The sequence below is a fragment of the Leptolyngbya sp. FACHB-321 genome (assembly GCF_014695975.1).
Classification (GTDB): domain Bacteria; phylum Cyanobacteriota; class Cyanobacteriia; order Leptolyngbyales; family Leptolyngbyaceae; genus Stenomitos.
In genome coordinates, this window is the sequence record NZ_JACJPI010000073.1 from 82,841 (window position 1) to 101,797 (window position 18,957).

Genomic DNA, 18,957 nt, shown 5'->3' on the forward strand with positions numbered 1-18,957 from the left:
TTAGCTTGAGGCTTTTTGGCTTCAGGCAGACGCTTGCACGCTTAGAGTGGTGAGTTTTAAGGTAGTGCCTTCCGCCCGAAACTCAGAACTCAACACTCAAAACTTAAAACTTGCTGCTTGCCGCTTGCTATCCCTTTCCTACGTGCTGTCATGTCAGATTTATACATCTCCTGGTCAGAATATCACCAAAAAATTGAGCAACTTGCCGCCCAGGTGCATCAGTCCGAATGGAAATTTAATCAGATTATTTGTTTAGCTAAAGGTGGGCTGCGGGTTGGCGATATCCTGGCACGCATCTTTGATCTGCCACTGGCAATTCTGGCGACCTCTTCCTATGGCGGCATTGGTGGACAGGTGCGCGGCTCGATTACCATTTCGCGGGATCTGTCGATGACGACAGCTAATTTGGGCAGTCATGTGCTGCTAGTAGATGATCTGGTGGATTCGGGTGTCACCCTTAAAAAAACGCTAGTGTGGCTCGATCGACGCTATGGGTACTACGTAGAGGAAGTGCGGACAGGCGTGCTCTGGTATAAGAACTGTTCTGTGATTACCCCAGATTATTACGTGGATTACTTACCCGATAACCCGTGGATTCACCAGCCCTTTGAGCATTATGAGCAAATGAGTCCAGACGCTTTAGTCGCATCCCTACCATCCGCACCCGTGACACCGTAGACGCAGTATTGAGTTGTGATCACTGCACGTAGATTCAACAAGCTCAAGTTGGGTATTGGTACGCAGGACGTTCAGGATGACGCGATCGGGTGATGAAATTTCGGTATTTCTGTCGATATAATAAAAAAATCAGGTGTGAAGTTCCCCGCAAATGTACGGTTCAGTTTTTAGGTGGGTTTAAGTCACTGCCTCAGCTTGGCTGAGGTTAGAGTGACTTCAAGTTTTTCCGAGGTAGCAATGCGAGACTCTAGCGATCGCCGCCCAGTCACACCAACAGCCCATACGTCCTACTCGAAGAAGCGTTTAGGTGGGTACTTAGTCGAGGCAGGCTTGTTGACTCCTGCTCAAATTGATGTAGCGCTTAACGACCAGAAGTTGACAGGCATGCGCTTCGGTGAAATTTTAGCAGCGCGAGGCTGGGTTAAGCAGCAGACGATCGAATATCTGATGCACAAGGTAGTGCTACCAGAGCAAAAAGACGTTAAGCAACCTGCAAGCCGCACAATGACGGCATCACAGCAGAGTGGTAATGTGAGCGCTCGTGCAGCAGACATACCCTCCCCTCATGGCTCCGAAGCAGGTAAGCAAGCAATTCGACGGGATGCGCCGATCGCCAAACCGCTCTCATCATCCAACCAGCCTGATGGTGATGTGAGCTGGGTGGGTTAGGGGTTGCCAGAGGATTAGAGGTTGTCAAAGGTTAGGGATTACCGGAACATAGCCAGAGCCAAAAAGGCAGCAACAGCACCAATCCTAAACAGCCTACTACCAGCGCTGTCACCGTCAATTCTTGATCAAGCTCATATGCTTCAGCAAGCACTAACGTTGCAAAGGCAGGCGGCATTGCCATCTGTAGCACGATCGTTCGATAGACCAAACCGCTAAGACCCAGCGCCCACAGCACCATCCCTAGCAGCAGCGGCACAAGCAGCATCTTGATACCAACACTGAGTAGGGCTGGTTTGACGTGTTTGAAAGACGATAGCTGGCTTAAGCGCATCCCCATCAACACAAGCGATAGGGCAACTACAAACCAGGCAACACCTCGCAGGCTATTTTCTAACAGCGGTGGCATAGGAGCATCACGGTAAGCTAACCCAAGTCCAAAGCTCCACAGCGCGGGATTCTTGATTATTGTTGCTACCGCTTGCCAGGGGCGCCAATGCTTTTTGCTGCTTGGCTGCGTTGCATCCGTTGTCTTGCTACCAAAGTGAGCCGCGATCGCCACGCCCAAACCATACGACCCTAGCGTTGATCCCAGTAGATCATAAAACAGCGTCCAGGCAAAGTATTGCGGTCCTACCAGCGCCAGCGCTACGGGATAACCAATGTAGCCCGTGTTGCCCAGCATGGATGCCAGCAGAAAGCTACCCTGAGTTTGGTGGCTAAACGGTCGATCACAGAAACGGGCATAGTGCTGCGATCGCTGACCGAGCCACCACGCCAAGCCTGCACCCAGTAGTATTGCTGCCCACGCTACGACTGGAGCGAGCCACAATGCTGCCGTTAGCTGTGCGTGACGCAGAAAGGCAAAAATGCTGATCGGCACCCCCACCCAGAACAAAAACTTTCCCAGCAAGGCAGGCACCGTTGCAGGCAGAAGGCGACCGCAGACCCAGCCAACGAGTGTCCAGCCCAATAACGGCACGTATATCGTCAGCAGGTTGTCAACGGTCATGGTGATACCAATTTAGATTGAAGGCGACGTGCCTGTAAAAGCACAGTAAGTTGATCGCCAACCCAACGAGTCCTTTGAGGCAAGCACACGATCGATGCTTTCGCTGTACTGTAAGAAGACTGTAAAAACTGGCTCAGATTTTAGCCTCGTGATTTAAGGTTGTATAACAGGGGACTGTTTCCCGTTTGTCGCTTGAACCAACCGATAAAGACACATCTAGGAGATCTGACTCAGTTTACAATTCCTGTAATCGCTATTGCTTGAGTGTAGGAGTTGAACGATTGGATAACGCTGGTACCCCCGAAAAGCCCTCAGAAACTACGCCAAAGTCGCCTCTGCCGATGGATGATATTCCCGTGGCGCAGCGCGAAGGGCAGGAGGTAGCCCCCAAGCCTCAAACAAACATCGTTTTGCTGATTGGTAGCCTAGCGGCTTTGGGCATTGCCGCACTAGCAGCAGGCAGTTTTATGGCGCTGCGTATACAGCAACCACAAACCGATACCCTGGCAATGGAAAGCCCCGCAGCAACCGCTCAACCCTCACAGGCAGGCTCACCGACTGCTGCACCCAATGCGGAGACGCTATTGGGACACTTTGCCTACCCCGCAGCACCGCAGGCAGAACTAGCACCGATCGTCGCCGATGGCAGCATCAAAATGCGAAAAGCCGCTGCTCAAGCCTATCGAGAGATGACTGCCGCTGCTCAGCAAGAAGGGATTAGCCTTGTACCGATTTCAGGCTTTCGCTCCCTTGAGGACCAAAAATATCTGTACTTTGATGTAAAAGCCGATCGCAACCAGAATGCGACTGAACGCGCTAAGGTCAGCGCTCCGCCTGGGTACAGCGAACACCACACGGGCTATGCCGTCGATATTGGTGATGGCAACACGCCTGCACTCAACCTGAGTCCTGACTTTGACAAGACAGCTGCCTACCGTTGGCTCAAGGACAACGCCAACCGCTACAGCTTTGAACTCTCTTTCACCAAAAATAACCGTCAGGGCGTCAGCTACGAACCCTGGCATTGGCGCTACGTCGGCGACATCCAAAGCTTAAAGACGTTCTACAAAGCGCGAGGACAGAAGTAGTCTTGGTTATTATTTTTTAGAAGTATTTGCTTCGTTGGTTATAAATGACGATCGACATACACGCTGGTAAATCTAAGCAAGCGGTACAGAGAAAGCGTTGGACATTTTTCAGTGAGTCTGTTCATTATTGAATTAGTGTGCTTATCTACACAACCTCTTTCTAGAGAAGAGTTGTGAGCTTCTGTCTTCAGTAGGGTTAAGACGTGTTTGAACATTTGTTAACGTTCAGAGGTCGTTTTTTGAAGAAGCTATGATAGACACCAACACAACTAAGAAGCCTGATCAAACTGTTGAAGCATTTATGCAGTTTGGTGCCGATGAGCAACTGGCGCTTTTGTGGTTTATTTATGAAGAAGTCAAAGGCTCAATTACGCCCAGCGCCTCTGATAACGAAACCGGCTTTGCGATCGCCCAAGCATCCGTTGATCAATTAGCGCAGATGTCTCAAGAGGAGCAATTGCAAGCCCAGCGTGACATTATCAATGGTTCTACTGATGGGGTTGCTCACGACTATGCCAACTTCAATTCGAGCAATCGCATTGCCTTCTGGTATCTGTTAGGGCAAGAGATGGAAAAAGGACGAGTAGTCAACGTGCCATCAGATTACAAACTACCACCAGAAGCACAGGGTTTCATGGATTCTTTCAAGGGCTATGACTTTGAAGATCAACTTACTGCTATCCGCAACGTAGTTTCTATGATGGGCAGTTCTCCCAAACCAGGCGCCATGGCTTAAGCTAAAGCCGAAAATTCAACTTCTGTCTGAGCACTTTAATAAAAATCTCAACTCTGTCTGCTGAGATTCTGAAATCTTCTTCAAAATAAGGGTTCAGAATCTCAGTTTTTTGTTTAAAGCAGACATATTTAGCGACTCTAAACCATCTTCTAAATTGTTATTCTCTTGGTAAGAAGCAATAATTCCTTGGACTGTGGCAATAGAAATACGCCATTCTAGCCAACACTAATAACAATATTTTTTGGACTGAAGGGACAGTTTACGTGCTCAGTTAAGTAAAACTATTGGAACTAGTTTTATCTGTACGTAATAACCTGCGACCTCATTTTGTCTCATTTCAAGGCTAAGTGGTGAGTAACAGACAAATCTATTTAATTGGTGATCGAAACTGTGGTGATACCATCCTGAAAAACTGTTGGGTTATTTTCTAACAGTGAAATAGTCTGATTGGACATTTTGACAAAGCAAGTGCAATTTTGTACTTGCTTGAAAAGCTGACGCTCAACATCGGCATTTCAAATCAGGTGGCAATCGCTTGGTGACTGTACCGGATGTAATTGCCATTCCCAAAGCCAGCAATCCAAAGCATCTTCGAGAGAATCGCACGGCTTTAGTTTTGACGCTTACAACCGTGGATTTAGCGAAACCCGATGCACCTTCTTACCGCCGCGCAGAAAAAGGGCACTAGTAATGAGATAGCGCTAATTTAATTACTGATGGATTTCAGCAGGACTGTTCAACCATGCCGCATTTATTTGAGCCATACAAGCAACGCAGCGTTACCTTTCGGAATCGTATTGCCGTGTCTCCCATGTGTCAATATTCCAGCCAGGATGGGTTTGCCAATGATTGGCATCTCATTCATCTGGTCAGTCGAGCCGTAGGTGGAGCTGCGTTGGTGATGACTGAAGCAGCGGCAGTTGAGCCACAGGGACGTATCACCCCTCAAGATATGGGAATCTGGCAGGATACCCATATCGAAATGCTGGCACGCATCGTGGAGTTGATTCATCACCAGGGTGCGATCGCGGGGGTTCAGCTTGCCCATGCCGGTCGCAAAGCCAGCACAGCACGTCCCTGGGATGGTGGAGCAGTGCTTGAGGAAGCTCAAGGAGGCTGGGCAACCGTTGCTCCCAGTGCCGTTCCCTTTAAGCCAGAGAGCCCTGTGCCCAAAGTATTGAGCATCGAAGACATTCAACAGCTAACTGAATCATTTGTCAACGCTGCCCAACGCGCTATAGAAGCCGGATTTAAGCTGGTTGAAATTCATGCGGCGCATGGTTACCTCTTGCATGAATTTCTGTCTCCCTTGAGCAATCAACGGACAGATGAATACGGTGGTAGCTTTGAGAATCGTATCCGGTTTTTATGCGAAGTTGTGCAAGCGGTACGAATGGTTCTGCCAGATCAAACGCCGCTTTGGGTTCGCATTTCGGCGACCGATTGGGTTAGCAATGGCTGGGATATTGAACAAAGTGTTGCCCTTGGCAATAAGTTAAATTCGCTGGGCGTTGACCTAATTGATTGCTCATCTGGTGCAATCGTGCCTGGTGAAACAGTTCCTGTGGGGGCTGGTTACCAAACTCCCTTTGCCGATCGCATTCGTCGCGAAGCCAAAATTGCCACCGCAGCCGTTGGTATGATTGCAACACCAGAGCAAGCGGATCACATCATTCGGACCGAGCAGGCAGACATGGTGTTAGTGGGACGAGCCATGTTGCGTGATCCTTACTGGGCATTACAGGCTGCGAAACAACTGCATCAGCCGATCCCGACTCCCGTGCAATACGAGCGCGCCTGGAGTTAAACGGGCTGCGATCAGTTCTGTAGTGCAGAGGTTCAAAACGATGGATGAACCCGGTTATGTTAGAACATACGTGTCGTTCTGAGCGCAGCGGAGCGAAACAAAGAAACTCAACGCTCTGCTAGAAGCCAAGCTGCTTCAAATCGCTACGCTTCATTCAACGCGGCAAAAGGCACGATTCAAGATTGCCAGGTTAATAAAAAAGAGGAATGATGATGAAAATCTTGATGGTATTAACTTCTCACGACCAGCTTGGTAACACAGGTCAGAAAACCGGATTTTGGTTGGAGGAGTTTGCCACTCCTTACTACGTCTTCAAAGATGCAGGAGCCGACATTACCCTGGCTTCTCCTAAAGGTGGGCAACCACCGCTCGACCCCAAAAGTGACGCGACCGATGCCCAAACGGAGGCAACTCTTCGCTTCAAGCAGGATACCGATGCCCAAGACGTTTTAGCTAACACCTTAACGCTAGCAAGTGTTGCTGCTAACGATTATGATGCGGTGTTCTATCCCGGTGGTCACGGACCGTTGTGGGATCTGGCAGAAGATGCAGATTCCATTGCGTTAATTGAAGCTTTTTATACTGCTGGCAAGCCTACAGCCGCCGTGTGTCATGCTCCCGGTGTGTTGCGCCATACTAAAGCTGCCGATGGTTCTCCGTTAGTGCAAGGCAAGTCTGTAACGGGCTTTGCCAACACCGAAGAAGAAGCAGTTGGACTAACCAACATCGTGCCGTTTTTGGTAGAAGACGAGTTAAAAAAGAACGGCGGCAAGTATGCCAAAGCCGCTAATTGGCAGTCCTATGTGACGAGCGATCGCAATTTGATTACTGGGCAGAATCCTGCATCATCCGAAGCCGCAGCCAAAGCGGTTTTACAACAGCTAGCCACGTCACAAGGAGTCACTCTATGACATAACAAGGTTATCCAGGGTGCCCGTACAAATAGTTTTAGCGAAGCCGCCCTGATCGCAGAATGCTAACGATCAGCCAGAGTCCGAGAAAGCTGGCGGAGAAGAAGAGGACGCTGCTCACCCAAAACAACCGTCCTGTGCGATCGTTTGCCAGGATGGTCGCGGCACCCATAATCAACGCTCCAACGACGATACTGAACGAGAGACGGTTTGCAGAATCATCCACACTCCGGCGGAGCGGATCAAGATCCCGCAGGTTCAGATTCCATTGAAGAGTTTCGGAAGTGACGCGATCGAGCAATATTTCTAGTTGGCGAGGCGATTGGAGAGAAAGGGTTTTGAGATCGAGCGCAGTACGTAAGAGTGCCTGGAGCGGTGCTTCCCCCACCAGTTGTCGTCGAAACAGATCAGTCATTAGCGGTTTGATCTGATCTGCCAGGTTAAAGTCGGGGTCAAGCTTACGAGCAACACTTTCCAAATTTGCCAACGTTTTGGCATAGAGACCCATGTTGCCGGGAACGCGCAGGTGGTTTGCCCGAGCACGCTGAAGGATATCGTAAAATAATTGGCTGAAGTTGACCTGTGCCAGATTGAGGTTGAAGTAGCGCCGCAACAGGCGATCGTAGTCACTTTCGAGTTGTGCCAGGTTAACTGTTTGCACTGATTCTGCTAGTTGCAGTGTGAGTTGGGTGCAACGTTGCGCGTCAAGGTTGACGATCGCCAGCAGCATTTCGGTCAAAACCTGCTGCGTGCGTGGATCGAGCCGCCCGACCATACCGCAGTCTAGCAGCGCCACACGACCATCTCTGAGATAGAACAGGTTGCCGGGATGCGGATCGGCATGAAAGAAGCCGTCGATGTAGATTTGCTGAAAGAAGGCATTCACTAGCAGACTCACGATCGCGCGACGTTCAGCCGTGGCATCACCACCATGACCAATGCCAGTGAAGTTCCCTTGCAGCAGCGGTACACCGTCTAGCCACTCCATCACCATCAGCCTTTCGGTGGTCAGCTCCCAGTAAATCTCGGGTACAACTAACTGCTTAGGGTCAAACCAACGACTGCTAGAGAGGTTGCTGCGAAGCTGGTCAGTATGGGTGGCTTCCAACATGAAGTCTAGTTCGGCAAGGAGCGCAGTTGCAAATTCTTCTGCCAGCGCCTTGAGGTCGTAATACTTGCCAAAGTTCGTGCGTGAAACGAGATCTGCGAGACTGCGGATGAGCGCGATATCTTGATCAACGATCGCCTCAATGCCGGGACGCTGAATTTTTAGCGCAACTTCTCGCCCGTCTGCCAGGGTAGCGCGATGGGTTTGGGCGATCGATCCAGCCGCAACAGGTTGGTGATTAATGGTGGTAAACGACTCTTCGAGCGGACGACGCAATTGCTGCCGAATCACCACTTCCACTTCTTGCCATGAAACAGGAGGCACTTCTGCCTGAAGTGCGGTGAGTGCCGTGATGTACTCTGGCGGCAGCAAATCAGGTCGCGTACTCAGCAACTGCCCCAGCTTGACGTAGACGGGTCCCAGTTCAACCAGAATGTTGCGAAGGACAGCAGGCGGTGGCAGTTGCGGTTCTTCAGCTTTGGTACCTGTCAGCAGTCGTCGCATATAGCCCCAACCATTACGGAGGACAACTTCTGCGATTTCGCGCTGGCGAGCGCTCGATTGGGCGAGGCGAGAAAACATTCTTAGTTGTTAGTGATGGTAGTGGTTAATTGGCGGGCGATCGTGATCACTGTAACAACTAACCACTAAAACCTAACAACTAAAGCAGATCTTTGAACTGTGGATTAGCTTGAATTTCTTTGAGCACTTGCTTGATTTCCTGAGTGCGGTCTTTTTTGACAATCAGGGTCACGTTGCCATCACGTACGACGACCGTATCGTCTAACCCGATCGTCACGATTAGCTCCTCTGGCTTGGAGGCATAAAAAATCGCTCCATGAGTATCAAGCCCAACGTGCGTGGCGAGTTCAACGTTGTCGTTTTCGCCTTTGAGCAAGCGCTCGATCGCATTCCAATCGCCCAAATCGTCCCAGCCAAACGCAACTGGTAGCACGTATGCCTGCTGCGTTTTTTCCATTAGAGCATAGTCAATACTTTTCTTAGGCAGCGTAGGATAAGCGGCAACGCCCTGCGTTTCTAAAGGGCTAACAATCTCAGGTGCGTAAACTCGCAGTTCATCCAGCGCTACACCCGCACGAAACACGAACATACCGCTGTTCCAGCTAAAGGTGCCCGTGGCAAGAAACTGTTCAGCCGTGTGGCGATCGGGTTTTTCTGTAAAACGGTTAACGCGATAGGCGGGAAAGTCCGCTTGCTCAACTTGGGCACCATAGACACCAACCTTATCGCCCGCCTGGATGTAGCCATAACCCGTTGAAGCAACCGTCGGCGTGATCCCCAGCGTGACGATCGCGGCTTCTTGAGCTGCAAGTGTAGCGGCAGCGTTCAGCGTTGCTTGAAAGGCAGCCTCATCAGCAATCCAGTGATCCGCTGGAAAAAAGCCGACAACCGCTTCTCTGCCATAGCGTTCAGCAATCTTCAAGGTACTCCATGCCACGGCTGGTGCAGTGTCTCGACCTTCTGGCTCAACCAAAAGATTGTCTTCTGGCAGTTCTGGCAGTTGCTCTCGTACTCCATCTGCCAGATGAGCTGCTGTGACAACCCAAACAGACTGCCAGCCACCCGCGATCGCCAGCAAGCGGTCTGCGGTAGCCTGAAGCAGACTGCGTCCGCTCCCATCCAGGCTTAAAAACTGTTTGGGGCGCTTTCTGCGGCTGAGGGGCCAAAAACGTTCGCCCTTGCCACCTGCAAGAATGACAGGCACCAGAGATTGATTAGTCATCGTTGGCGTTGGCTCCGTTAAGATTGGCTGCTGAAATAAGTGAAAAACATGGGTTTAAAAAGACGTATAGCTTTTGTACAGTATGGTGTGGCAACACCTCTACAGTCTGATACGGCAACGCCTCTACCTCAAGGTGCTGCTGCTCATCTCGGTAAAACGTCAACCCGATTGCTTCGGGTCGATCTTAGGTGAGTGTCATCATTCTGCTGATCGTTTTCTTTTCGCTTTACCTAATCTTGTCACCACACGATCAACATTAGAGACTGTGTAAAACCTAATGCATTTCTCCGGGTCGGGCGTATGTCTTACTTGCTACCATTACCAGCACCGAGCTGCATTAGCATAGGCTATACAATTATTTTCAAAAGATAGATTCTATTTATATATTCCTAATGGGGTCAGGTTTGATTTGTTACAAGGCAGCAACCAAATCTCAGTATGCACCAATGATAATTTTCTTTTGTTGAAGCGCTGCAACTCCTAAACAGCCGCTTTTGCACGATAAAAAAGCTGATTGTTGTCAGCAGCAAGCAATCGGTTATAGAAAAGACTAACGTTATAATCTGCGTTCTTTCGTAAGCAAATTACACCCATTTTTAAGGTGCCGCAATCGCTGACTTATGGTAAAGTTCATGTGAAGTAGAAACACATTGCTTGCATCGGATTAAATGTATCTGTCGCAATGTTCTGACTCGTTTTGAGTGATGACTACTAACGAAGCGAAAGCTTTTTCAGAGTGTCAGAAGAGCTGCATTAGTTCTTCTGTTGAGGTTTGAATTTAAAGTTGATTAGTTTAGTTTCGAGCGCAATAGTAACTCGCCGAAGTCTTAATTGCCTTGATAGCAGTGCGTTTCATTATTTCTCAACCACCTTATAATCCCGCCAAAGAGCTTGTTTGCTAATGATATCTCCACAGAAATGTTGTGAGGTCAGCTTCAGTATCTTATCAATATGGAGGTCATACTAATGTGCGTCAGAGATTCAATTTACTCCTGTTTCCATCTTCGGAGCGATGCAGGAACAGCATCTATCTTCATAGAATTAGTTTCCGTTTAGCAATGAATGAAGAAGGTAAGGTCTGCCTCTAAAAAGGCAAACTCGGGACTCGTCACGCCTAATGCTTGTCAACGCTAGTAAAAGTGAAGCTCACACATCATGGTTTCTTTTAGTCGAAAACGCATTGCTCTGATCTCTGTCCACGGTGATCCTGCGATTGAAATTGGGAAAGAAGAAGCAGGCGGTCAAAATGTTTATGTGCATCATGTTGGCGAAGCGCTGTCAAAACAGGGATGGCAGGTTGATATGTTCACTCGCCGCGCTAATCCTGAGCAACCCGCGATCGTGCAACACACTCCCCACTGCCGCACCATTCGTTTGACAGCAGGGCCGCAAGAGTTCATACCACGAGACGAGCTTTTTGAGTTTTTGCCAGAATTTATAGAGGGATTTTTGGCATTTCAGGAGCAGTTAGAAACTCCTTATCTTTTGATTCATAGTAATTACTGGTTGTCGTCTTGGGTTGGTATGCAACTTTGCAAAAAGCTGTCACTTCCACAGGTGCATACCTACCATTCTCTGGGAGCAGTCAAGTACAAAGCCACTCCCACAGTGCCGCTTATTGCCAAGACTCGGCTAGACATTGAGAAAACGTGCTTAGAAACAGTCACTCGCGTTGTGGCTACCAGTCCTCAAGAGCGGGATCATATGCGATCGCTCGTTTCGACTCGTGGCAACATTGACATCATTCCCTGTGGCACACGCATTAATCATTTTGGTACGGTGACTCAGGAGGAGGCGCGCCATACGCTGGGGATCACACCGGAGGAGAAAGTCATTCTTTACGTGGGTCGCTTCGATCCTCGCAAAGGCATTGAAACCTTAGTGCGAGCAGTGCATCAGTGCCGTACTCGGGAAACCGAAAAAGTGCGGCTTATTATTGGTGGTGGCAGTCGCCCCGGTCATAGTGACGGCAAGGAACGCGAGCGCATCGAAAGCATCGTAGCCGAACTGGGCATTGGAAACATTACTCAGTTTCCTGGACGGCTCAGCCAGGATGATTTACCCGTTTATTATGCGGCTGCGGATGTTTGCGTTGTGCCCAGTCACTATGAACCGTTTGGGTTAGTGACGATCGAAGCAATGGCGTGTGGTACGCCTGTTGTGGGGAGCGACGTCGGCGGGTTGCAGTTTACAGTAGTGCCAGAAAAAACCGGACTGCTAGCACCCCCCAAAGATGAAGCTGCCTTTGCAGACGCGATCGATCGTATTCTCCTGAACCCAGAATGGCGTAACCAACTGGGGCAGGCAGCGAGAAAGCGAGTTGAAACGAAGTTTAGCTGGGATGGAGTGGCAACTCAACTAGGTGAACTTTACGAAACACTGATTGAAGAATCGTCTCAAGCGGCGGCTCAAGAAGTGTCCGAAGCCCTTACTCAAGTGAGTGCGTAAGTCAGACAGAGTCTACAACAGCCGTTTGTCACTGCTCTTAATTGCAATCCATCACTTGCGACTAACTCAGCTTGAGGGGTGAAAGTATTTTTTGCCCCTCAAGTTGGACTCAACATTCTCGGTAGACGAGCGATCGCTCTGGTGCGTTCATAGCAACCGCTCCTATATAGTTCGGTGCAGGTGTAAAGAGCTGTAGTGACCATGCACGCGTTGATGCGTTATCATGCCGCACCAGTTTTGCAGTGTCATGTTGAAGGCAAACTTCGATCGCGCTTAGGCTCATCAAGCCATTGCCAGTAGCCTTTAATACCGCTTCTTTGCACGTCCAGTGCTGAAAGAAGGAGCGTAAGCAACGATCGCCCTCTAAGGCATGAATCGCGGCGTGTTCTCGTGGTGTAAAAAAGCGCTGTGTTAGATTTTCTAAGTCAGCAACCGGGCGGAAATATTCTAAGTCGATGCCGATCGCTTGCTGATAGGCGACCGCGCAAACCATCAAGTCTTCTGAATGTGAAAGATTGAATTCTAGCCCAACGCTTGCCAATGGCTCAGCTAGCGCGGGTTTGCCTTTGTCACCATAGCGAAACTGCACACGATCGGGCGATGTATTCAAGTAGCGTCCCAAAAGTGCACGCAAAGTCCCCCGACTGACAATGAAGCGATCGCGATCGCGCGGAAAGCGAAATCGTTCTGCTCGTGCTTTCTCATCAGGCGAGAGCGTTTGCGCTAGTTGCTGGCAGTCGTTTGACGAACGCACTAGATTAGTTTGCCAGACATGGATTTCGGTCTCTGTCAGCGTCAGGCTCACAAAACGCTCCTCACACCGTTACACTTCAATCTCCTGAAGCCATCCCAAAATGAGTGGATTGACGACTTCTGGGCGATCGTCATGAGGACAGTGACCCGTATCAGGGATAGACACAAACTTGAGTGGATGCGACGCAGCATGCTTCTGATAGATAGCAGCACCTGCGATCGGTGTCCAGGGATCATCGGCACCCCAGAGCACCAGCAGCGGTTGGCTAACCCTGGGCAATAGTTCGGCAGGGCTAGGACCAGGCGGCGCAGTCAAGACAGAGGCAAACACTTTTTGGGCACCTTCATCGCAGGAAGGAGCGTAGAGCATATCTACCAGTTCGTCGGTTATGGCGTCTCGGTTGCGGTACACCTGCGACAAGGTACGACGGATACGATGCTTTTGGCGAATCTGGTTGAAGACGAAACCACCAAAGCGCGGCGATCGCACCAAATTATTAAAGGTCGCCATGATGAACCGTAGCGGTGGAGCCAACTCACCAGGGCGATGGTTCATACCGCCAGCGCAGTTAAGTAAGACGCTGCCAGCAGCCGTTTCGGGATGATCTGCCAACATCATCAGGCACAGCAGCCCCCCGATCGAGTTCCCGACAAAGACGGTGGGCGCTTGAATATGGGCGCTCCAGAAATCCTTCAACAACGCCTGCCAAAGCTCTAGACTGTAGTCGAGCGCTGGTTTTGCCGAGCCGCCAAACCCTAACAGGTCGATCGCAAACACCCGATAACCACCAGCTGCCAGCACTGGAATATTCTGCCGCCAATGACCAAGCGATGCGCCAAAGCCATGTACCAGCAGGAGCGGTGTGCCTGTACCGACGACAGTGTATTGAATCGAGTAACCGCGCCATTCCCAGGTAAGCTTCTCAAGGGGCGCGAGGGTCAATTGTTGAGTCACCACGGCTTTTTATGAAGAATTCTAAACATCTTCATCATAGTATTCTGTAAGCGAATCTAGCTATGGCGCTGTAAGCGCGTTGACTTAAATTAAGCACCAAAATCGCTCGTGACAAATCTTCCTCCACCCTGGCAGCAACCGCATGTGATTCGCCATAGCAAACGGTTATTACGCAGCTTTCAGCACTGGCTCGATCGCCCACTTTTAAACCTGCAAGGCTCTCCGACAGCGATCGCCGAAGCACTGTTCAACGCTCCCTTCGTTGTGGTTTCGCATGGCACAGAGGCAGATCCCCTGCTGAACTATGGCAACCAAGCAGCACTGTCACTTTGGGAAATGGACTGGGCACAGTTCACCCAAACGCCATCGCGTCTGACCGCAGAACCCGTGGAACGAGCCGAGCGCGATCGCCTCCTTGCCCAGGCAAAAGCCAACGGTTATATCAGCGACTACCAGGGCATCCGCATCTCTAGCACCGGACAACGCTTTTGGATTCAGGCGGCTGTGATTTGGGATGTGCTGGATGAACAAAATCAACGGTGTGGACAGGCAGCAAAGTTTGCTCGGTGGAAGTTTGTTGAGAGGAAGGACGAAGGATGAGGTCTAAAGGTTAAGGGATGAAGGTAAAAGTAATTCAAAACTCAAAACTTAAGACTCAAAGAGGACAGTCTTAATGCCATCATCTCGTCAGCCCATCTAAATGTTGTAATTGATGTGTTGAGCATCACAAATGGTTCGAGCTTGCATCCTTCTTACGGTCGAGGGCAGAAACAGACATTAGCGGTAAGCTTGAGGCGTTCAATCTATCTGCTTGCTTGATTATGGCAACCCCAAATAGTCAACCTAACTTTTTCGTCCGGTACCTTTCTCTTGCCCCTGTTCTTGCGGTCGTCTCAACATCTGTTGCAGTTTCTACTTGGGCAGTCTTTAACTACTTTTTCCCAGATCTGCTCTTTCATCCCATGCCATAAAGTGCGGTTTCATCCTATGTCTTACAGCGTAAAGGGTTCGAGGCTGTAAGCATTTACCGCAGCCTTTTACACGAAGCTTGACAATCCTCTCTTCTAAAATAGGAGGGGGATTGCCAAGCTTTGTTGCTTTAAAGCAGTTTTTGTAGAACACGATCGCGCTCCAGTCTGCCGAAACCGCTTCACCCATTCAGTGATGCTTCCTTTTCATGGCTCTACCGATCGTCTATCACCCCAATTACGTCGCGCCATTGCCAGAAGGACATCGGTTTCCCATGCCGAAGTTTCGGATGCTGTATGAAACGCTGCTGAGGGATGGTGTGGCGGATATAGCGCAGTTTCATACTCCAGAGCGATCGCCGCAAGAGTGGCTAGAACTGGTACATACGCCAGAGTATGTGCAGGCATACTGCGAGGGCACGCTGGATGCTAAAGCACAACGACGGATTGGGTTGCCGTGGAGTCTAGAGTTGGTACAGCGGACATGTGTAGCGGTTGGCGGCAGCGTTCTCACTGCTAAGTTGGCATTGCAGTATGGCTTGGCATGCAATACAGCAGGCGGCACCCATCATGCGTTTCCTGCTTACGGTTCGGGATTTTGCATTTTTAATGATCTGGCGATCGCCGCCCGTGTCCTACAAAAATTAGGGCTGGTGCAGACGGTTTTAATTGTCGATTTAGACGTGCATCAAGGGGACGGCACCGCGTTCATTTTTCAGGATGATCCTAGTGTGTTTACGTTCTCCATGCACTGCGAAGTCAACTTTCCAGGCACGAAGCAACATAGTGATCTGGATGTGCCGCTGCCGGAAGGGATGGAAGATGATGCTTACCTGCAAACATTGGCAGACTACTTGCCAGCCTTGCTAACTGACGTAAAGCCAGATTTAGTGCTGTATGACGCTGGCGTTGACCCCCATTTTGGCGATCGTCTGGGCAAATTGTGCCTTACCGATACCGGGCTGTTTCGGCGTGAAATGCAAGTGCTCAGTACGTGCGTAGCTTATGGAACAGCGATCGCCTGTGTTATTGGTGGCGGTTATGCCGATGATTTGCAAGCCCTTGTCTATCGTCATGCGCTCCTGCATCGCGCTGCCAGCGACGTGTACCGACAGTTTCGGCTGTAGGACGATCGCTTTTATTGAAGCCATCAGCGTCAACCTTAAAGCTAAAAGTGAAAGCAAGATTAACATTCATAAATCAAATCCGCGTGCTGCCGTTGGTATAAAACAATGTCTGCTAACCTAAACATGCTCTTCGCACGATTTAATCAAGGGGCATTTGAGTATGGCTGCTTTGACCAAGGCGGTGCCTGACATAACACAGTTCAACATTACACCGATTGATGGGTTAGCGCCTGATCAAACGGTGCTTGGCTACTACGTCAACAGTACTGCTGCCATCAATATTGAAGATAATCCGCTCGAAACGAACAACGAAGCGGTGCTGGCTAAAATTCGCTCGATCGCCGACTATTTAATTGCTAGCCCAGAACCGCAAATTGTCATCTCGATTCATGGCTATGGTACTCAGCGATCAGATGCTGAAAAGCGCTATCAGAAAATTTATCGCCATGCTACCCAAATCTGCCAGCCGCAAACATCAGTTTTTTTAGGCTATCTTTGGCCATCTGAAAAACCGACGGGCGATCGTTCTGCACCCACTGGCGATCGGGTTACCGACGACAACTCCTTTGGCACGAAGATAAAGGATGCTTTTAGCGCGTTACCCATTCTCCTATCAGGGCTGTTTTGGGGTGGGCTAGCTGCAAGCCTGGCGATCGCTTTCTTGTTAATAACAACTGATGATTTCAACGGGTTGCTAACGCCACCATTAATTGGCTCAGTGCTTGTAAGTGCAGGGTTGTTAACGCTGATTCTTTTACGCCTTTCAACTTATTTTAGAGATAACTACCGGGCAACTAATTACGGCGTTTTAGATCTCGTTGAGTTGATTCGCCAAATCGACCAGGCAGTCTCCGAAAAACTAGCGCTGCAAGAACCGTTAAGCGAAGCAAAGAGAATTAAACTCTCGTTTTTGGGTCACAGTATGGGCTGTTTCATCGTGACTAATACAATCAGAATTCTCTCTGATGTGTTTGATACAGGCTCGATCAACCAAAACCCTCCTGCGGAGATTGGTCGCGTGTTTCGGTTAGAGCGCTTGATACTGGTCGCGCCTGATATTCCAGCCGAATCCATCATGCCCAGACGCTCCAATTTTTTACGATCGTCATTACGTCGCTGTAAAGAAGCATATGTCTTTAGTAATGAAGGCGATTTAGCTTTACGGCTTGCTTCAACGACTGCTAATTACTTTAGTTTTCCGGCTAGAAAACGCTCTAGTGGCTATCGGTTAGGCAATGTTACAGTCAGACACTTTAAAGGTCAGGCTGACCATCAAAACTACTCATTGCAAGATCAGAACTATGGCATTGTCAACCAAAAAAACGGGACGGTAGAATCACCGTTCCAGCATTTAGAAGTGCGAGCATCCGATCGTGAACATCACACACTAGAAGAACTAAGAGGCAACAAAGTGCTGAAAGAGCATCTAACAGAGGCTCCCAACGTCAATATTGTTGCTGATTTGTTCACTTACTTTGACTGCACCGATTATGTTGATTTTCAGGATGAATTAAAAGGCTCTGAGCAACCAGAACAGCCGCGTGGTGTCGTCAGTTTTGCCCTGAGAAAAGCAGCACTTAACCTGATTGATTATGCCCGCTTAAACATTTCATACTTTAAGCAAAGTCTTGGCTTTGGTGGCATCAACGTGCATGGCGGCTACTTTAATGGTGTTTGGAGCCAACAGGTTATTTACGGACTCGCCTTTATAGGGTTTCAACGCTTCTTAGCAGCACTACCAGACGCAACATCGAGCGATCATTCCACGAAAGCGCTGGAACACAAACTGGACAATTTCTCGACAATCTGCCAACAAAAAGGCATACAGGTCGTGCTTGCACCCATCCGGTACGAAAAAGATGTGAACGTTTGATTATGAATGCAAGATCCCGACTTCCTCAAGAAGTCAGGGATCTAAATTGCTCAATGCTACTTTCCTAACAGTTTCACCAAGCCAATGCCACCGAAATACAGTCCCACTACGGCTCCACCTAAGAGACTTTGAGTGAGAGGATCGGTTGAGGGGGTAAGGACGGCACCGAGAACGGCAGCTCCTAGGAGGACGTAGCGCCAGCCAAAAAGCATTTGCCGGGACGAAACGATGCCCAGCAAACCGAGGAGCATTTGGATAATAGGAATTTGAAACGCCAACCCGGTGCTGAACATCAGCAGCAAGACAAACTCGAAGTAACGATCGATCGACCAGAGTTGCTCCACTACGTCTGCGCCGTAGGAGATAAAGAAGTTGAGGGCAGCCGGAATCAGCGCGATGTAAGCAAAACCCAAACCACCAACAAAAAGAAAACTAGAACCAAAGACGATCGGTGCTAATAGCCTGCGTTCGCGGCGAGTTAGGCCCGGCAGCACAAAGGCAATAATCTGGTACAGGATCACGGGACTTGCCAGCAGAATACCGCTGTAAGCTGCAACCTTCATCGAAACGAAAAAATATTCTCCCGGCGCAAGCTGAAGAAACTTGACTGCACCGGCAGGCAGCTCAAGTACTTGCACAATCTGCTTCACAAAGAAGAAGCACCCGACAATACCAATGGCAACCGCAATGAGCGCGTAGAAAATGCGCTGCCGCAGTTCTTCCAAATGGTCAAACAGGGACATTTCCACATCGTCAAGCAGGTCTTCCTCTTCAACGACATCGGTGTCTGCGGCTGTTGCGCTCAAATTAAGGGAATCCGCATGACTGGCATCAAGGGCGAAATCCGGTTGGGGTACTGTCTCTAGTTCCGAGGGAGCCGTCATGAGTTAGCGTCTGTCCGTAGGTCTCCTCATTATTGTATCTGGGTGAGCAGTGGGAGCAAGCGATCGGGCGAAGAGTCAGGGGAAGCAGAGGAAGCAGAGGAGTGAGGGGGATAGAAAGTTTTGAGTTTTGAGTTGATTTTGCCTTTTACCTTCTACCCTTTACCTTCTGCCCTCTGCCTCTTGCCTCTTGCCTTCTGCC

At 49.6% G+C, this 18,957-nt stretch carries 18 protein-coding genes; 12 read left to right on the forward strand and 6 right to left on the reverse strand.

Annotation, left to right across the window (positions count from 1 at the left end; translation table 11 throughout):
- Window positions 1-150: 150 nt before the first annotated feature.
- A complete protein-coding gene (locus H6F76_RS20470; protein WP_190447797.1) occupies window positions 151-678 on the forward strand; it encodes a phosphoribosyltransferase family protein in 528 nt (175 codons plus the stop codon).
- Between the two features lie 237 nt (window positions 679-915).
- Window positions 916-1,347 carry a hypothetical protein gene (locus H6F76_RS30635; protein WP_242036769.1) on the forward strand — a complete coding sequence of 144 codons (432 nt, stop codon included), beginning with the start codon at window positions 916-918 and terminating at the stop codon, window positions 1,345-1,347.
- A 31-nt stretch (window positions 1,348-1,378) separates the two neighbouring features.
- Here the strand turns inward: H6F76_RS30635 and H6F76_RS20480 are convergent, their stop codons facing one another.
- Window positions 1,379-2,356 (reverse strand): AEC family transporter, encoded by a 978-nt coding sequence (locus H6F76_RS20480; protein WP_190511069.1) that lies wholly within the window; start codon window positions 2,354-2,356, stop codon window positions 1,379-1,381.
- 281 nt (window positions 2,357-2,637) lie between these two features.
- On the opposite strand from H6F76_RS20480, the gene H6F76_RS20485 reads away from it, so the two are divergent.
- From H6F76_RS20485 to H6F76_RS20505, 5 genes are all read left to right on the forward strand, one after another.
- Window positions 2,638-3,444 carry a M15 family metallopeptidase gene (locus tag H6F76_RS20485; RefSeq protein WP_242036770.1) on the forward strand — a complete coding sequence of 269 codons (807 nt, stop codon included), beginning with the start codon at window positions 2,638-2,640 and terminating at the stop codon, window positions 3,442-3,444.
- A gap of 250 nt (window positions 3,445-3,694) precedes the next feature.
- Window positions 3,695-4,180: an orange carotenoid protein N-terminal domain-containing protein gene (locus H6F76_RS20490; RefSeq protein ID WP_190447793.1), complete on the forward strand. Its 486-nt coding sequence runs from the start codon at window positions 3,695-3,697 to the stop codon at window positions 4,178-4,180.
- Between the two features lie 535 nt (window positions 4,181-4,715).
- Window positions 4,716-4,868, forward strand: a complete 153-nt coding sequence (locus H6F76_RS20495) for a hypothetical protein (protein ID WP_190511071.1) — start codon at window positions 4,716-4,718, stop codon at window positions 4,866-4,868.
- A 54-nt stretch (window positions 4,869-4,922) separates the two neighbouring features.
- Window positions 4,923-5,987, forward strand: coding sequence for an NADH:flavin oxidoreductase/NADH oxidase (locus tag H6F76_RS20500; RefSeq protein WP_190511074.1), 1,065 nt, complete (start codon window positions 4,923-4,925; stop codon window positions 5,985-5,987).
- A 212-nt stretch (window positions 5,988-6,199) separates the two neighbouring features.
- Window positions 6,200-6,898 (forward strand): type 1 glutamine amidotransferase domain-containing protein, encoded by a 699-nt coding sequence (locus tag H6F76_RS20505; protein ID WP_190511233.1) that lies wholly within the window; start codon window positions 6,200-6,202, stop codon window positions 6,896-6,898.
- 37 nt (window positions 6,899-6,935) lie between these two features.
- Here H6F76_RS20505 and H6F76_RS20510 read toward each other — a convergent pair whose 3' ends face one another.
- Complete coding sequence (locus H6F76_RS20510; RefSeq protein WP_190447787.1) at window positions 6,936-8,588, reverse strand: AarF/ABC1/UbiB kinase family protein; 1,653 nt, start codon at window positions 8,586-8,588, stop codon at window positions 6,936-6,938.
- A 79-nt stretch (window positions 8,589-8,667) separates the two neighbouring features.
- Window positions 8,668-9,750 carry a mannose-1-phosphate guanylyltransferase gene (locus H6F76_RS20515; RefSeq protein WP_190511076.1) on the reverse strand — a complete coding sequence of 361 codons (1,083 nt, stop codon included), beginning with the start codon at window positions 9,748-9,750 and terminating at the stop codon, window positions 8,668-8,670.
- A 1,155-nt stretch (window positions 9,751-10,905) separates the two neighbouring features.
- Between H6F76_RS20515 and H6F76_RS20520 the strand changes: the two genes are divergently transcribed.
- Window positions 10,906-12,198: a glycosyltransferase family 1 protein gene (locus H6F76_RS20520; protein WP_190511078.1), complete on the forward strand. Its 1,293-nt coding sequence runs from the start codon at window positions 10,906-10,908 to the stop codon at window positions 12,196-12,198.
- A 109-nt stretch (window positions 12,199-12,307) separates the two neighbouring features.
- Here the strand turns inward: H6F76_RS20520 and H6F76_RS20525 are convergent, their stop codons facing one another.
- Together H6F76_RS20525 and H6F76_RS20530 are read right to left on the reverse strand one after the other, a co-directional pair.
- Complete coding sequence (locus tag H6F76_RS20525) at window positions 12,308-13,003, reverse strand: 4'-phosphopantetheinyl transferase superfamily protein (protein ID WP_190511080.1); 696 nt, start codon at window positions 13,001-13,003, stop codon at window positions 12,308-12,310.
- Between the two features lie 18 nt (window positions 13,004-13,021).
- Window positions 13,022-13,909: an alpha/beta fold hydrolase gene (locus tag H6F76_RS20530; protein ID WP_190511082.1), complete on the reverse strand. Its 888-nt coding sequence runs from the start codon at window positions 13,907-13,909 to the stop codon at window positions 13,022-13,024.
- A 105-nt stretch (window positions 13,910-14,014) separates the two neighbouring features.
- Between H6F76_RS20530 and H6F76_RS20535 the strand changes: the two genes are divergently transcribed.
- The 4 genes from H6F76_RS20535 (at window position 14,015) to H6F76_RS20550 (ending at window position 17,874) form a co-directional block, all read left to right on the forward strand.
- Window positions 14,015-14,506 carry an MEKHLA domain-containing protein gene (locus tag H6F76_RS20535; RefSeq protein WP_190511084.1) on the forward strand — a complete coding sequence of 164 codons (492 nt, stop codon included), beginning with the start codon at window positions 14,015-14,017 and terminating at the stop codon, window positions 14,504-14,506.
- Between the two features lie 221 nt (window positions 14,507-14,727).
- Window positions 14,728-14,877 carry a PsaJ protein gene (locus H6F76_RS20540; RefSeq protein ID WP_190447773.1) on the forward strand — a complete coding sequence of 50 codons (150 nt, stop codon included), beginning with the start codon at window positions 14,728-14,730 and terminating at the stop codon, window positions 14,875-14,877.
- Between the two features lie 206 nt (window positions 14,878-15,083).
- Window positions 15,084-16,001, forward strand: a complete 918-nt coding sequence (locus tag H6F76_RS20545; protein ID WP_190511086.1) for a histone deacetylase — start codon at window positions 15,084-15,086, stop codon at window positions 15,999-16,001.
- Between the two features lie 160 nt (window positions 16,002-16,161).
- Window positions 16,162-17,874: an alpha/beta hydrolase gene (locus tag H6F76_RS20550; RefSeq protein WP_190511088.1), complete on the forward strand. Its 1,713-nt coding sequence runs from the start codon at window positions 16,162-16,164 to the stop codon at window positions 17,872-17,874.
- Window positions 17,875-17,930: 56 nt separating this feature from the next.
- On the opposite strand, the gene tatC is transcribed toward H6F76_RS20550, so the two are convergent.
- A complete protein-coding gene (tatC, locus tag H6F76_RS20555; RefSeq protein ID WP_190511090.1) occupies window positions 17,931-18,758 on the reverse strand; it encodes a twin-arginine translocase subunit TatC in 828 nt (275 codons plus the stop codon).
- Window positions 18,759-18,957: the final 199 nt, after the last annotated feature.